Here is a 15,582-nt window from a genome sequence, read left to right on the forward strand (position 1 = left end):
TACAACATAATTTAGATTTTTGTTCCCAGTGTAATTACTTCGTTCGGCATTAAATATATTTGATTATTATTTTTTTCATTTTCATCTAAAGTAAATTGATCAAATTCTTGAGGTATTTTTAGTTTTCGGTCAGTTGGATTATAAACTCTATATAAGAAATTTTTATTATTTTCACTTAATTTAATTGTAGAAATTACTCCGTATTGTAAATCACCTAGCATTTTATTTACGTTTATTCTCAAACTGTTTTTTAATTTTTTACCTGTATCATTAAGTTTTAATGCGTAATATCCGTTTAAATTATAAGATAAAATTGGTGTCAGATATTGTTTTGCTTCCCGAGCTATCTCGCATTTTTCAAATTTTTCATTATCTATTCTCAAAGCAAAATCTAAGAATAGATTACCTATCATTTCACTATCTGGGGTAGAAACTTCAATACCAGATGGCCGACCTGGACGTCTCATCAAATTAGGCTTTCCTAACTGACCAATACTTCTGAATAATGTGATTGCAATACAATCATAATCTTTTCCAGCAACTTGATATTCTCTTGAAGAATTTGTAAATACTGAAAAGGTAGTATTTGAATCTGTCAAAGAAATATAAGTAAGAAAAGGAAATATTGTATCAGGTCTTTCACACCAGTTTTCTTTTTTCCAATTTTTTAGATTCGGATCAATAACAGGACGTTTAATTTTTCCAAATTGATTATCTGCAATAGAAAACTTAGATTTGATATTAGTCGGAATTAGTAATCTTAATCGATGTTCTTTTGCCTGGTTATCAATATTTAAATTTACCGATATATTTTTACTAAACTTAGAAACTGTTAATCCTATTTTTACTTTTATGAGTCCATTATTTACTTTCTTTTGGCGACTTTCAACATCTTTGGGTATCGACCAATCATATTTTATTTCTGCATGATAACTATTTTTATACTCCATTATATTTATGCAAACATTAGACGAACTGTTAACAGAATATAAAGAACTATCCCCTTTCAAAGGTGAATAATCATATTCATCACCAACGTCAGCTGAATCTTCAAGGATTATAATATTACTATTAGTTTTACCTGTTTCTTTATTTTTAATATTAATAGCACCGTTATTATTAAATGTGATGCCGTAAAATCTTGTATTAATTTCATCAACTTTATGACCATATGACATTACTTCATTTTTATCTGGTACTATGTTTAACATTTCATAGCCCATCCCATCAAAAGTATATTCAAATTCAATTGTAAACTTATGGAACGGCTGATAGTTATTATTTGCAACTAGTTGTCGATCTACTAAGCCAGGATTTAAAAATTCATGAGATATTACATCAAAAGGTACCAAATTATTTGCAGAATCAGTCAAAGTGAAACAATCTTCTTTTGTTACAATAGTAGCTGTAACTAGTTTTTTTCTTCTTTCTTTGTTTAAATTAAATATCACTAGATGCGGGGATGATTTAGCTTGATCAATTGATTCACTAATTAATCTGATATATAGTTTTATAAGACTTTCAACTTTTTGTTGCGTAACCATATACCGAAGTCCGATTTCCTTATTAACTTCGTCACTAACACAATTTCCAATTGAATCGTGAGCCTGATTTTTCATTAAGCCTTTCCAAATCGATTCAATTAATCCATGTTCATATGAAAAGCCCAAACTTTTGGCAAGACTGGCCAAAGGTTCGAGTAAATTAGTAATTTCATTCTCTATTTTTGTATTTTGCTCTTTTAAATCCATTCTAGTTGAATAAATACTTCTATGAATTCGACTTATTTTTCCGTCCAACATCTCACCTTGTACAGTTGGCAAATCTTGTTCACTAGAAATTTTATCAAAGAAAGTCTCAAAATCACTTAGGCAAAAATGACGGTCTGGATATAACTTATTTAGTTTTTTTATAATATAATCAATGTTTTTTTGAATTGGCATTTGATCATGACCATTTGGTAATAATTCATACTTACCAAATGCTCTTGAATCCAATATATCAAAGATTTTGTCCATCCTATCTTTTAATTTTTTAGAATCGGTTTCTAAATATTTACCTATTGCGTAACCTAATGGGAAATTTTCTGCTAAAACCTTATAACCATTATCAGTTTTCCAATAAAATTCACTACTATTTGTCCCTTTAGAATCTGAAAAACCTCTCCAAAATAGAGACTTTTTTATTTGGAATTGATTTAATATCATTGGCATTTGAGCACTTTGACCAAATGGATCTGGAACATAGCCTATCATCATTGGATTTCCAAACTTATGGCTATCCTTAAAGCCATATAATAAGTTTCTAGTTAAAGATTCTCCACTGACAATATTTTCGTCAGTCTGTGTATACCAAGGACCAACCTTAAGCCGCCCTTCTTGTACAAACTTTTTAATACGATTAAAATTTTCAGGGCACACTGACAAGTAGTCCTCTAATACTACTGTTTGTCCATCTAAAACATATGCTTTATAATCAGGATCATCTGCTAGTTTATCAAGTATTTCTTCCATATCTTTTACTAATAATACTTGAGATTCTTCTGTTGAAAAATACCATTCTCTGTCCCAATGAAAATGTGGTACAACGTATATTTCTCTTTTATGCATTTTTATTTCTCCTTTTTGTTTTTAAAAATATCAGTATAATTGTTGAAATAAGCGTACCGATTAATGCTGCAACTAACCAAATTATTGGATTTAGCCAAGCACTTACACCGTTCTTTAAAAAAAGCATTGAAAAAATGCCAGCACCTGGGACATTTAGTCCAATAGAATAGTACATAACAATAGCCCCTGTGACTGCAGAACCAATTACATAAGAAGATATTACTCTTACCGGATCTGCCATAGCGAATGGAATTGCCCCTTCTGTTATACCAGCTAATCCAAGTATCCACGTTTGATTACCAATTTTTCTTTCTTCGGATGTTACTAAATCTTTTTTTAGCAAACAAACGAGAGTTGTCGTGAATGCACTAACCATTTTAGTTGAAGCAAAAACGCAATATGGCACGAAGTTTCCGTTTGCCATTGCCCCCAAGCAGAATGCATATGCAGCCTTATTTACTGGTCCACCTAGATCAAACGAAACCATACAACCAATAATTGCTCCTAGTAATATTGCATTGGTTCCAGCCAAATTATTTAACCAATTTATTAAACTACTATTCAACCAAGCAATTGGCTTTCCTACTAAAAATAGCATTAGACAACCAGTTATAAGTGAACCAACCACCGGGTATAACCAAAATGTAATTACACCTGAAAATGCCCCATCTGTATGAATGTTTTTTTTCATCCATTTCATTAAATAACCAGCAATTAAACCTGAAAGCATACCACCCAAGAACCCACTACTAATCATATTCGCGGCAAGTCCACCAGCAAATCCAGGTCCTAAAGCTGGTTTATCTGCAATAGAGTAAGCCATATACGCTGAAAGAATAGGTATCATTAAAACACTAAGTAAATTTCCACCCAATGCTTTAAGTAAAGATATCCAACTAGTTGGATTTTTTGAAAGTGCTTGTAACCCAAATAATTGCACTATCAGCATCGTAATGGCAGATATCATTCCACCTGCAATAATTATTGGAATAATGTAAGATATTCCAGTTAGCACTGAATCTTTAATTTCAGTCTTCCAATTCTTCTTCAAATTTAATGTATTGTTTGCGACATTGTTTTTTGTGAACTTATAATTTTTGCTTATTTCTTTAGCCTTAGAAATGACATCATGTGCATTTTTTATAGGTTCAGCTACTGGAATATCTAAAATTGGCTTGCCTTTAAATCTATCAGTTCCGTTTAAAGTAACATCATGAGCTAATATAACAGCTTTAGCATTCTGAATCTGTTTGACAGTTAGACGGTTTTCAACACCTTTAGCTCCTTGTTTTTCAACATACATTGAAATATTTTCTTTATTTGCTTCTGTCACCAATGCTTCAGCAGCCATATATGTATGTGCAATACCTGCCGCACAAGCAGTAACAGCAACGTAAGAATCTTTATTATTTTCTATTGGACTTTGTATCAATTTTGTATCATTTGTATTATCGAGTAGACTAATAATCTCTTCTGGCGTTTTAGCCATCATTATTTTTTGGCGATACTGCTGATTTATCAGCTTAGTCGCTAAAGTTGATAACACATCTAAATGCTCTTCTGATCCATTTTCGGGAATAGCCATCATGAATATCAATTTTACTTTATTGTTTTCTTTTAAACTTTTATAATCTTCAATTGGATCCAACGTCCTTAAAATTGCAAATTGGGCTTTTTTTACAGTTGAAGATTTTCCATGAGGAATAGCTATTCCGTTTTCTAAGCCTGTAGGTGATTCTTTTTCTCTTGTATAAACTGCCTTAATAAATTCTTTTTTGGAACTAATAACCCCTTCATCAAAAAATTTACTTGCTAACAGCTTGAAAGCTTTATCTTTACAGGTGACTTTTTTATCAAGTATTATTAATTTAGTAGAAGTACCTTGCGATAATTTCATTCTCATAACCTCCCTTATGCCAATAAAATGTCACTTTATTTGTTAGCGCTTACTTATTTTGACAAAGTTTAACCTGATTAATTCAATAACGTCAAAGAATGTGTAATTTTATACAATAGGTAAATTATTCCTATAATAAATAGAATGATTTAAAAATTATGCTTCTCAAAATATTTTTTGAATAAACTATTTAAAATTATATAGAGTGGTAATTTATCAGTTAGATTATATCCATGCCAATAAAATGGTTCTGCATAACTGTATAAACTTATATCTGCATACTTCTGTAAATCATTTACTTTTAAACTTGTTAAAGCAATGATTTTTTGATGATTCTTTTTAGCTATTTTTGCAGCTTTAAGAATTTGTTTAGTTTCACCACTTTGACTAATGCAAAACAGTAATATATTTTTATTATTTTGTAATTCTCGGAAAGCTTGATTTTCATAAGTAATGAATTCCGATTTTTGATCAACTGCGTGAAACATATAGGAAAAATTATGAGCAACGAAAGCGGTTTCTCCAACAGCAAAAAAAACAATCTTATTTGCTTTAGACATTAAATTAACAGCTTTTCTTTCTCTTTCTACATCAATCAGATTTAAATTTATCTCATAAGGCTGTAATTTGGAAAAATTTGTCTTTTTTTCCATATCCTTCTGAAATTCGAACTTAAAGTCACTAAATCCTCTATAATCTAGTTTGTTACAAAGTCTACTAATTGTATTAGGTGAAACATTTGTTTTGGCTGACAACTTTGTGATAGTAATTTTTGAAATTACTTTACTATTCTTATTTATCCAATCAATTATTTCTTCGTCTGTTTCATTCAGTTTATACTCAAATTTAATAACTCGTTGCTTGAAAGTTAACATTGCTTTACCTCAAAAGTTTTAAAACTCTTTACTAAATTATTATATTTGCCTAATTTTTATCATAAGTTGTATGATCTATTTTTACCAGTTTACATCATACGTATTATTAAAATTAGACTTTTAGTAATAATTAACCAACGGATATTTTAAATAGTACATTCATTTAGAAATACTAAAGTAAAAGCTATCTTAATAAATTTATAGTGTCTTAATATGCAAAAACTGCATCAAGCTCTCTAAGCAGCTTGGTGCAGTTTTTTAATTTATTTAATTAACGTTAAATTAGTTTTTTTGATCTTGCTTGTCAACAGGCTTTTTCCACAAACCTAAGATTACACCTGCAACAATGGAACCAATGATGGTAGCAACAAAGTACAGTAGAATGTGGTTAGCAAGCGGAGATACCCAGAGGCCACCGTGAGGTGCAGGAACACCGATGCGCCATATGCCCACTAATGCACCACCAACAGCAGAACCAATGATGCATGAAGGCAGAACGTGTCCAGGATCAGCTGCAGCAAACGGAATTGCACCTTCTGTAATGAAGGAAAAGCCTAAAATCCAGTTGGTTAAGCCGGCACGCCGTTCATCTAAAGTGTATTTATTCTTAAAGAAAGTCGTACCAATTGCAGTCGCAAATGGTGGTACCATACCGCCAACCATTACGGCAGCCATCATTACAGCAGCAACAGTTGAATGCGGGTCGTTGGCAAAAGCACCAGAGGCAAAGACGTAAGCAGCCTTATTAAAAGGTCCACCCATATCAATTGACATCATGGCAGCTAAAATAGTGGTCAAAACAGCTAAGTTGCCCGTACCCATTTGGTTTAAGAAGTTAGTAATGGCAAAGTTAACGGCACTAAAGATTGGGTTAACAATGTAGTACATGATAAGAGCAATGAAGAGCAGGCTCAAGATTGGGTAAATGAGCATTGGCTTCATCCCTTCAAGAGACTTCGGCAACTTGGCAAATAATTTCTTTAAGCCGACTACTAAATAGCCAGCAATAAATCCAGAAGCAAGTCCGCCTAAGAAACCCGCAGGTGACTTAGCATTAGTTACAACATTGGCAACATAAGCACCACCGTAGGCACCACTATAGACCGTGGCCATAAACCCACCGACAAAACCGGGCATTAAAGCGGGCAGGTCACCGATTGATTCAGCGATGTAACCTGACAAAATTGGTACCATGAAGGCAAAGGCCATGTTACCAGCATTATTCAAGAAAATAAATGCAGGAGATTTTGGACCACCAGCATAGTTTTCCACAATAAAGGAAATTGCCATTAAGATACCGCCACCGATAACAAATGGCAACATGTGGGAAACACCGTTCATGAGGTTCTTGTAAATTGAGCCCCAAACGCCTTCTTTAGCATTGTCACTATCATCGCTGCTCTTTTCACCGTTTGAATGGTAAACGCTAGCTTTAGAATTCAAAATGTTATCAATCAGTTCGTCAGGCTTGTTGATACCGTCAACAACGGGACGAGAAATTAACGGCTTGCCATCAAAACGAGGCATGTCAACTTTCTTATCAGACGCAATAACAACCCCTTGAGCGCGGCTAATCTCATCAGCGGTCAATTTATCTTTGACACCTTCTGAACCGTTGGTTTCAATGCGCACATCAACGCCACGTTTTTTACCAGCTTTGATTAAAGCCTCTTGGGCCATATAAGTATGGGCAATACCGTTAATACATGCAGTAACGCCGACAATTAAAGGTTTTTCTTCCTTATCATTATCATTTTCACTAGCACTTGCGGCTTGCTCTTTTTCAGCTTTTTTAGCCTCATCCTTTTGCTGTTCTGCATCTTCAAAAAGCTGAATCACTTCTTCAGGAGTTTGGGCTTTTTTAAGAGCATTAACCAGATCAGGATCAATTAATAAACCGGACAATTTAGCTAAAGCTTGTAAGTGAGTGTTGTCGGCGCCATCTGGAGCAGTAATCATAAAAAATAAATGAACTGGTTGACCATCAAGCGAATTGTAGTCAATCCCCTGTTCGCTTTTAGCAAAAAGTACGCGCGCTTTGTTAATTGTCTTATTCCGAGCATGCGGCATCGCAATTCCATCACCAATACCGGTGGTAGATTCGTTTTCACGAGCCCAAATTGACTTAATGAATTCATCTTCGTCATTGACGATGCCGGTTTTGACCTCTAAATCAGCCATTTCTTTAACGGCATCTTCTTTGTTAGTCGCTTTAAGCGCCATAATCATGGATTCAGGAGCCAAAATATCTTTAATTTTCATTTAAATTCTCCTCAATTTACGAAATTTCTTCAACATTAATTTGCGGCAACACCGCATCAATCTGACTTTTAACGGCAATATCTTTAGTAAAAGCTGTGGCAGCACCACAGGCCATACCGATACGGAAACTTGCTGCCGGATCATTTGTTTTCACATAAGTGCCAACAAAGCCGGCTATCATCGAGTCTCCGGCACCAACCGAATTGACTGCAGTTCCAACAGCTGCTTTAGCATGATAAAAATGCTTAGGGGTTATCAAATAACCGCCCTGGCCGGCCATGGAGACCATAACATTTTGGGCACCCATGTCGAGCAATTTGCGCGCACACTCAAGCATCTCTTTATCAGAATTAAAAGTAGTATTAAACAAATCAGCCAGTTCATGATGGTTGGGTTTAATTACCAGTGGTTTGTAGCTCAAAGTATCAAGTAAAGCCTGACCAGTTGTATCAATCACAAAATCTGCCTGTGCTTCTTTAATAGTAGGCAAAAGTTCTTTGTAAAAATCTACTGGTAAGCTAGGAGCTAATGAACCACTTAAAACTACTATGTCACCTTTTTGCAAGTCATTTAGTCGCGCTTTAAAAGCAGTTATTTCCTGCTCTGTAATATTAGGCCCAGCGGCATTAATTTCAGATTCCTCTTCTGCGTGCACCTTCACATTGACGCGGGTCACATCAGAAATAGTAACAAAGTCGTTAACAATGCGGCGCTGATTAAGTTGGCGTACCAGCTCTTTGCCAGTAAAGCCACCCACAAAACCCCAGGCAGTATTATCAATATCCAGCTGGTTGAGTATTTGTGAAACGTTAATCCCTTTACCACCTGCCAAAAACGAGCAGTTATTAGCGCGGTTAACTTCACCACGGTTAACCTGCTTTAATTGAATTACATAATCCAAAGCAGGATTAACGGTAACTGTATAAATCATTAGCAAATCTCCTTCAGTTTAATTTTGGCAGGCAGTAATTCTTTTTCTTTTGCACCTAACGCAGTAGTAAGAACTGTGACGTTTTTAACTTGGGCAAAAGTGGCAAAACTACACTCGCCAATTTTAGAAGTATCGGCCAAAATATATGTCTGATTAGCCTGAGCAATTGCTATTTTTTTAATTGCGGCTTCTTCAGTATCGGGTGTGGTTAGATTGCCACGGTAATCAAGTCCATTTGTGCCCACAAAACTGGCAGAAAAGTTCATCCCCTGCAGTTGCTTCAGAGCAGCTTGTCCCACTACCGCATGAGTATTTTCTTTGATTCGACCACCCAAAAGTATAGTCTCAATTCCATGGCTAATAGCACAAAGTGCAGTTTCTAAGCCATTAGTCACAACGGTTACTTGTGGAATATTCGCAATAAAAGGAACCATCTCATATGTTGTTGTTCCTGCATCAATAAAAATATAGTCATCTTGATGCACAAAATTTGCAGCAGCATATTGAGCAATCAGCTTTTTATCATTATGGTTCATTGAAAACCGAATGTGTTGTGACACATCATGAGTAAAACTTTTGACTGACTGGGCACCGCCATGCACCCGTTTAATCAAGCCTTTTTCAGCTAATTGATTTAGATCTCGTCTAATGGTTGACTCTGAAGTTGAAGTTATTGAGCAGAGATCACTAACACGGCATAAGCCATGCTGGTTAACGAAATCCTCAATCACTTTTTGCCTTTCAGGCGTTAACATATATTTCACCCCAGCGAGTATTTTATGCGCTTTGATAATTAAAAGCAATCATTTTCATTCATAATTTGTCATTTTCCTGCAAAATCATTCATTTTCGGCAAAAAAATAGCAGTCGCATAATTTATGCAACTGCTATTGTGCTAATTAGAAACAATTTTCAGTTAAAAATAATCATAAAAACTCACTTTACCAGATAAAAATTCCAATTTACTGGAACTCAATTTTTTAATTAGCCCTAACTTTATTGCTTGCTTTAAAGTTAAATGGCCTAGTAAAACCTTCGTCCAGTTAGTTATTGACCCAGTAAAATCAGGTTTGGCACTGGTTTTAACGCAACTGGTTTCACCAGAATCATTTACCAGATGCCAAACACCGCAGTTCCACGGACAAATCTCACCCTCTGTAACTTCTAAATTGGCAGTTTTTTCACTAGCAAACTTCACGCTAGACACAATTTTTCCAAAGTCAACAATTCTCGACATCATGTAAGGCCGGACACTAATTTTTAAGCCGCTTTGATCAGGAAAATATTCCTCAAGCAATGAATCTTCTGGTGCTGTAATTTCAAACTCAGTACAGGAAGAAATATGACCACCAATAAAATTAAGCAATGCAGTAATAGCAGTCGCGTTTGTATAATAGATTTCGTCAACCTGAAATTTTTTATTTACAAAACGATAAAACATATAGGCCTGAGGAGCCTGCTTTTCATCAACATAAATAGCAACATTTCTGCCAGGATAATATGTTTCGAGTCTGTCCCACCACCATTTTGCTCTAACAATCGTATTACGTTCCTCACCTGCATCAATTTGCTTTTGGTATAGCTCTTTTATCAAACTACTTAATGTCGGATTACTCCAATTGCCTCTTAAGATTTTACCGACCTTGGGTATCTTGAAATACTTAAACATTGTAGGTTCAATACTATAGGTTTTTTGATAAATAGTATTTTCATAGCCATATTGCCGATAAAACGTTTCTGACCATGGTGCTAAATTAGATAGCGAAACACCTTCGTCATGAAGATCTTCCAGTATTTCTTTCATTAGCCTGGAAATATCTCCATGGCCGCGATTTTCCGGATATGAGGAGACATAACCAATTCCTGACATTTTAATTTGATGATCAAAAATCTGACTTGCAAAATGAATTGCCATAATATAACTTGCAAGTTTACCATCATGAAAAATGCCATAACTGTCACTGTGCTGATAACAACTCATAAAATTATTATCTTTTTTCAGATCATTAGTTTTTAAAAAAGCATATTGAGTTAAAGGGACAACCTCATCTAATATTTCATTAGTTTTAACTAGTTTCATTAGTTTTCATTTCCTCAGCTAATATCTATTTTTACGTGCTTTATAGAATAGTTCAATGTTTGCCAGTCAATTCCTAACTATAAGTAACCAGCAGTTTTATAATACCGTTTTCATAAAAATTGATCTAGCTTAAATTAATTGGTCTAGGTCACTTTAGCTATACACATAATTATGTGAACACAATAATATTATTTTGGTCTAACACAGAGCAAGGAATTATTTTAAACGGCTTACCACGTTGAACTAATGAAAACTATTTAATTTTCTTTTTGAGGCAAAAATAGCGAACTGCAAAAGCCAATAATTGCAAAAGCCAGCATTAAAACAAAACCCCAGCGGTACCCAATTGCTAGATTCGCAGTCGATGTACCACCTGCACACAAACTAATTACCAGCATTGATAATGCTGTGCCAAGTGAGCCACCTATTTGTCTGACTGTAGATGAACCCGCATTTGCATGTGCCGTCATGTGGGGTTCTACAACATTTATACCCGCAGTAAAAGTGGTCATCATGGTAAATGATATTCCCAACATACGTAGCGCGTAACATAAACTAATTAAAACAAGACTAGTATTGCTATTAAAAACAACCATTGGTAATGTGCTAATAAAAGCGTAGTAAAACCAAAAAGTGCCAATTTTTTAATACCAAACTTATCAAATAAAGTTCCTGAAACCGGATTGCAAATGATCATTAATAGAGCCCCTGGCATCATTACTAAACCAGAAGTTAATGCACTCTCTTGTCTAGTAGTTTGTAAATATAATGGTAAAACTAATTCAATTCCTACCATTGAAATATTGCTGATAGTACTTAGTAAAGTATCCAAGTCAAACTGTAAATTTTGAAAAACTCTAATATTAAGTAATGGTTTCTTTAAATGTAACTGACGTCGACAAAATAACAAAATAATTAGTACACCAAGTGTAAAAAGAGCTGCTATTGCAATTGTAATTTTGCCAGTGTTCCCGATATCAGACAGGGAATACAAGATTAAGCCAAAGCCCAAAATAGATTCAATAAACGATATTAAATCAGTATTGCTTTTGCGCGGTTGAGTGATATTTTGAATACAAAATACAGTACAAATAGCTACCAACCCACTGGCAATACTTAAAATAATAAAAAGCATTTGCCAGTCTGCATACTTTAAGATTAATCCCGAAATCGTGGGACCAACAGCTGGACCAAATCCAATTACCAAGCCAGTGATTCCCATTGCCATACCTCTTTTTGCAGGAGAAAACATAATCAAAATGACGTTTTGAATAAATGGCATTAAACTACCGGCCGCCACAGCTTCAATAATTCTGCCGACTAGTAATGTGGCAAAATTAGGAGCAAAAATACAAATGACTGATCCCGTAAAAAAGATTAGCATCATTGTTAAAAAGTTCTGTTTCAACTTAAAGGATTCAAAGACCCAAGCTGACATGGGAATCATCAATCCCACGACCAATAAATAAGAAGTAGTAAGCCATTGAGCAGTGGATTGATTAACTTTAAACGTAGCCATTATTGTGGGGAGAGCGTTATTGAGAAAAGTTTCCGCTAGTAGCGAAACAAATGCTCCAAATAGTAAAACGGCCATCATTAAAATCCTCTTCTTATTAGAGATATTTTCGATCATTTTAATCCTTTCTTTTATGTAGCATGCTACATTTTTGCTAATAATAATTAAAAATTTGCAGAAATTTTATTTAAGACCTGTTCAAGTTCTGAAATTTCTTGCTTTGACAATCCCTTAGTGATACGAGTATTAACATTTGTCATTATTGTGCGAATCTTGGCAATATTTTTGTCAATTAAATTAAAGCCTTCATTTGAAAGCTCTAACACAATTTGTCTTTGATCATTTTCAAGACGTGAAGTAGCAATTAATTTATTTGCTTCTAAGCGTTTAACTATTCCTCGAATTGTAGGATGACTTAGCACAAATGCATCTGCCACTTCTTTTTGGGTAATTTGTCGTGCTTTTGATTCATATAAATAAATCATCAGAGAAATTTGGGCACCTGTTAAAGAATAATCTCTAAATATTTCTGCAAACTGCTTATTTAATTCCTTTTCAATCAAAGTATTCGCAATTTTAATTTTGGGACCAATTCGGTTCAAAAAAGCTGTCATATAATTTCCTTAGAAGTAAATCTCATACTAATATTTTATCATACTGTAGTATACTACACTTTTTTGTAATTAACATCTTTTTTAAACTCAATTCTATAAAATTGGTCCAACCACGAGTGTGGTAAAATTAAAACACTATATTAATAACAGAAAGGTCAAAAAGCAGTTATGACAGACGAACAATCTCCAGCATCATATCCCAAGATTTCTAGTAAGCATCACATGAGAATTCACTGGAAACAGTTTTTTAAAAGTCCGGATGATACTTTAGTCAAAGATATAACACTGGTAGAAAAAGGGTCATTAGTCGGCAGAATCGGTATAATGCTCCTGCAATGTGGTACTGGAGCCTGGCGTGTCCGCGATTCGATGAATACCATTGCAAGAGCACTCAAAATCACTTGTTCAGCCGACATTGGTTTAGTAACTATCAGCTATACCTGCTTTGACGTTGACAACAAGTCATACTCACAGACTCTTTCCTTACCAACTACAGAAGTCAATATGAATAAGTTAAATGAAATGGAAGAATTTGTCCGTAAATTTGAAACTGAAAATGATTATTGGACAATTGGCGCAGTTCACCATAAATTGAATCAAATTGAGCGCCACACTCAAAACTATCCCCTAATTATTTCTGCTTTGAGCGCCGGCCTGGCCTGTGCTAGTTTTATTTTTTTACTTGGTGGTGGCTTGCCAGAAATGTTTTGTACATTTTTAGGTGCTTTTGTTGGTAACTATCTACGTCAACTAATGGGTAAAAAGAAAATTACACTTGTTGCCAAAATAACTGTCGGTGTGGCGGTTTCCTGTGCTGTATATTTCCTATGCTTTAAATTAGGAAAAATAGTTTGCGGTTGGAGTAGTAATCATGCCTATGGCTATATCGGCTCAATGCTCTACGTCATTCCCGGCTTTCCTTTTATCACTTCTGGTCTTGATATGTCAAAACTTGATATGCGTTCAGGCCTTGAAAGACTGGCCTATGCTATCTTAGTCGTTATGATTGCTGCCATGGTAGGCTGGGGTACGGCTACCATGCTCAACTTATCACCGGGTGCTATGCCAAAACTAAATCTTAATCCGGCTTTACTGACAGTGCTTAGAATAATTGCCAGTTTTTGTGGAGTTTTTGGCTTTTCAATTATGTTTAATGCTAAATTATCAATGGCAACAGTTGCTGCCGTAATTGGTGCCCTGGCAAATACTCTGCGTTTAAGTCTAGTTGAATTTAACCATGTTCCAGCCGCTCTAGCAGCATTCACTGGAGCTTTATTAGCAGGACTAATTGCCAGTTTTGTCCGTGATAAAGTTGGTTTCCCCCGTATTGCGATCACTGTTCCCGCAATTGTCATCATGGTTCCCGGCTTATACATGTATCGCGCAGTCTTCAATTTTGGCATTACTAACATTAATGTCGGTGCTTATTGGATTATGGATGCTTTGATGATTATTACTGCACTGCCAATCGGTTTACTTACCGCCCGTATTTTAACAGATGCAAAATGGCGCCATTGCGACTAAAATACTTAATTGGAATTTTTAATTATTTTACCTAACTATATTCTTAGTTAAGTATTTTATTAGGAACATATCCGTTAATGTTCTTTAATTTGTTCGTTTTTTACTCTATTTTTATTATAAAAATTGTGCTAAACTAAAATAACAAGTAAAAAACAAGAACATCATCTAAGGAGGATTACATGAGTTCAGTCGTCACGCCAGAATTTACACGGGGCTTGCCTAAAGCCGAATTGCATTTGCATATCGAAGGAACATTAGAACCTGAATTGAAGTTAAAGTTAGCCAAACGTAATCATGTGGATATAGGACAAACTACAATTGAAGATGTCCAAAAGACTTATAATTACCATGATTTAGCATCATTTCTAGCCGTCTATTATCCAGCAATGAATGTTCTACAAACTGAAGAAGATTTTTACGATTTGGCCTGGGCTTATTTAACTAAGGCTGCTGCCAACAATGTTCGACATGTAGAACTATTTTTTGACCCCCAAGCTCACACTAGCCGCGGCATCCCCTTTGAAGTTGTACTCAATGGTCTTTATCGAGCTACTGTTGATGCACGGGCATTAAACGTTGATGCTCATCTGATCATGTGCTTTTTACGAGATTTTTCTAAAGAGTCTGCTAGAAAGACCCTGCAGGAAGGTCTTAAGTACCGTGATAAGATAATTGGCATTGGACTTGACTCTGATGAGCATAACAATCCGCCACTAAAATTTGCCCGCCAGTTTGAAGATGCAGCTGCGGCTGGACTGCACATCACTACTCACTGTGACATTGATCAAAAAGATTCAATTGAACATATTCGTCAGGCCTTAGAAATTATGGAAGTTGAACGGCTTGACCATGGCACCAACATTGTAGAAGACCCAGACCTGGTTGAATTAGCTGCCAAAAGACAGATTGGCTTAACTTCTTGTCCGTTATCTAACAGCTTTGTTTCACCAGAAATGAAGGGTAAAGAAGTAATCGATCTTTTGAATGCGGGAGTAAAAGTTTCCATTAATTCAGATGATCCTGCTTACTTTAAAGGCTACATCAGTGATAATTATTATGCTTTGGCACAAAAATTTGATCTGTCACAAGATCAAATCGTGCAACTTGCTAAAAATTCTTTTGAGACCTCTTGGATCAGCCAACGCCAAAAGCAATTATATTTAGCTGAAGTAGACCAATTTGTAAAAGCAAACGCATAACTTAAGATTTCAACAAAAAAAGACTAACTCATATCAAAACTGGAGTTAGTCTTTTAACTTGGGGTATTATTTTTT

General features: G+C 35.0%; 12 protein-coding genes. 2 read left to right on the forward strand and 10 right to left on the reverse strand.

Going from position 1 to position 15,582, the window contains the following annotated elements; translation table 11 throughout:
• Positions 1–11: 11 nt before the first annotated feature.
• From ACFQ32_RS05850 to ACFQ32_RS05895, 10 genes are all read right to left on the reverse strand, one after another.
• Entirely contained in the window at positions 12–2,609 is a 2,598-nt protein-coding gene (locus tag ACFQ32_RS05850; RefSeq protein WP_046325519.1) for a glycoside hydrolase family 38 N-terminal domain-containing protein, read from the reverse strand.
• Positions 2,602–4,506 (reverse strand): PTS 2-O-a-mannosyl-D-glycerate transporter subunit IIABC, encoded by a 1,905-nt coding sequence (gene mngA, locus ACFQ32_RS05855; protein ID WP_046325520.1) that lies wholly within the window; start codon positions 4,504–4,506, stop codon positions 2,602–2,604. The genes ACFQ32_RS05850 and mngA overlap by 8 nt, the downstream gene beginning before the upstream one ends.
• A 149-nt stretch (positions 4,507–4,655) precedes the next feature.
• Positions 4,656–5,381, reverse strand: coding sequence for a MurR/RpiR family transcriptional regulator (locus ACFQ32_RS05860; RefSeq protein ID WP_046325521.1), 726 nt, complete (start codon positions 5,379–5,381; stop codon positions 4,656–4,658).
• 282 nt (positions 5,382–5,663) lie between these two features.
• Positions 5,664–7,643: a PTS fructose transporter subunit IIABC gene (locus ACFQ32_RS05865; RefSeq protein ID WP_046325522.1), complete on the reverse strand. Its 1,980-nt coding sequence runs from the start codon at positions 7,641–7,643 to the stop codon at positions 5,664–5,666.
• 16 nt (positions 7,644–7,659) lie between these two features.
• Positions 7,660–8,574, reverse strand: a complete 915-nt coding sequence (gene pfkB / locus ACFQ32_RS05870) for a 1-phosphofructokinase (RefSeq protein ID WP_046325523.1) — start codon at positions 8,572–8,574, stop codon at positions 7,660–7,662.
• Positions 8,574–9,329 carry a DeoR/GlpR family DNA-binding transcription regulator gene (locus ACFQ32_RS05875; protein ID WP_046325524.1) on the reverse strand — a complete coding sequence of 252 codons (756 nt, stop codon included), beginning with the start codon at positions 9,327–9,329 and terminating at the stop codon, positions 8,574–8,576. Before ACFQ32_RS05875 ends, pfkB begins: the two co-directional genes overlap by 1 nt.
• Positions 9,330–9,490: 161 nt before the next feature.
• Positions 9,491–10,654, reverse strand: a complete 1,164-nt coding sequence (locus tag ACFQ32_RS05880; RefSeq protein ID WP_046325525.1) for a GNAT family N-acetyltransferase — start codon at positions 10,652–10,654, stop codon at positions 9,491–9,493.
• 257 nt (positions 10,655–10,911) lie between these two features.
• A complete protein-coding gene (locus ACFQ32_RS05885) occupies positions 10,912–11,190 on the reverse strand; it encodes a hypothetical protein (protein ID WP_379907107.1) in 279 nt (92 codons plus the stop codon).
• A 23-nt stretch (positions 11,191–11,213) separates the two neighbouring features.
• Complete coding sequence (locus tag ACFQ32_RS05890; RefSeq protein WP_084619601.1) at positions 11,214–12,287, reverse strand: DHA2 family efflux MFS transporter permease subunit; 1,074 nt, start codon at positions 12,285–12,287, stop codon at positions 11,214–11,216.
• A 47-nt stretch (positions 12,288–12,334) separates the two neighbouring features.
• Positions 12,335–12,784, reverse strand: coding sequence for a MarR family winged helix-turn-helix transcriptional regulator (locus tag ACFQ32_RS05895; protein ID WP_046325526.1), 450 nt, complete (start codon positions 12,782–12,784; stop codon positions 12,335–12,337).
• Positions 12,785–12,952: 168 nt separating this feature from the next.
• On the opposite strand from ACFQ32_RS05895, the gene ACFQ32_RS05900 reads away from it, so the two are divergent.
• The gene (locus tag ACFQ32_RS05900) at positions 12,953–14,308 is read left to right on the forward strand and encodes a threonine/serine exporter family protein (RefSeq protein WP_046325527.1); all 1,356 of its coding nucleotides are present in this window, start codon (positions 12,953–12,955) and stop codon (positions 14,306–14,308) included.
• A gap of 179 nt (positions 14,309–14,487) precedes the next feature.
• Positions 14,488–15,507 carry an adenosine deaminase gene (gene add / locus ACFQ32_RS05905; protein WP_046325528.1) on the forward strand — a complete coding sequence of 340 codons (1,020 nt, stop codon included), beginning with the start codon at positions 14,488–14,490 and terminating at the stop codon, positions 15,505–15,507.
• Positions 15,508–15,582 lie beyond the last annotated feature (75 nt).

This window comes from Lactobacillus melliventris, assembly GCF_042679465.1.
GTDB classification, from domain to species: domain Bacteria; phylum Bacillota; class Bacilli; order Lactobacillales; family Lactobacillaceae; genus Lactobacillus; species Lactobacillus melliventris.

What these genes read in the sequence shown, in the direction of transcription:
- pfkB (WP_046325523.1), bottom strand. Translation starts at nt 8,574, where the DNA reads ATGATTTATACAGTTACCGTTAATCCTGCTTTGGATTATGTAATTCAA.
- ACFQ32_RS05865 (WP_046325522.1), bottom strand. Translation starts at nt 7,643, where the DNA reads ATGAAAATTAAAGATATTTTGGCTCCTGAATCCATGATTATGGCGCTT.
- add (WP_046325528.1), top strand. Translation starts at nt 14,488, where the DNA reads ATGAGTTCAGTCGTCACGCCAGAATTTACACGGGGCTTGCCTAAAGCC.
- ACFQ32_RS05850 (WP_046325519.1), bottom strand. Translation starts at nt 2,609, where the DNA reads ATGCATAAAAGAGAAATATACGTTGTACCACATTTTCATTGGGACAGA.
- ACFQ32_RS05885 (WP_379907107.1), bottom strand. Translation starts at nt 11,190, where the DNA reads ATGTTGGGAATATCATTTACCATGATGACCACTTTTACTGCGGGTATA.
- mngA (WP_046325520.1), bottom strand. Translation starts at nt 4,506, where the DNA reads ATGAAATTATCGCAAGGTACTTCTACTAAATTAATAATACTTGATAAA.
- ACFQ32_RS05895 (WP_046325526.1), bottom strand. Translation starts at nt 12,784, where the DNA reads ATGACAGCTTTTTTGAACCGAATTGGTCCCAAAATTAAAATTGCGAAT.
- ACFQ32_RS05900 (WP_046325527.1), top strand. Translation starts at nt 12,953, where the DNA reads ATGACAGACGAACAATCTCCAGCATCATATCCCAAGATTTCTAGTAAG.
- ACFQ32_RS05875 (WP_046325524.1), bottom strand. Translation starts at nt 9,329, where the DNA reads ATGTTAACGCCTGAAAGGCAAAAAGTGATTGAGGATTTCGTTAACCAG.
- ACFQ32_RS05860 (WP_046325521.1), bottom strand. Translation starts at nt 5,381, where the DNA reads ATGTTAACTTTCAAGCAACGAGTTATTAAATTTGAGTATAAACTGAAT.
- ACFQ32_RS05880 (WP_046325525.1), bottom strand. Translation starts at nt 10,654, where the DNA reads ATGAAACTAGTTAAAACTAATGAAATATTAGATGAGGTTGTCCCTTTA.
- ACFQ32_RS05890 (WP_084619601.1), bottom strand. Translation starts at nt 12,287, where the DNA reads ATGATCGAAAATATCTCTAATAAGAAGAGGATTTTAATGATGGCCGTT.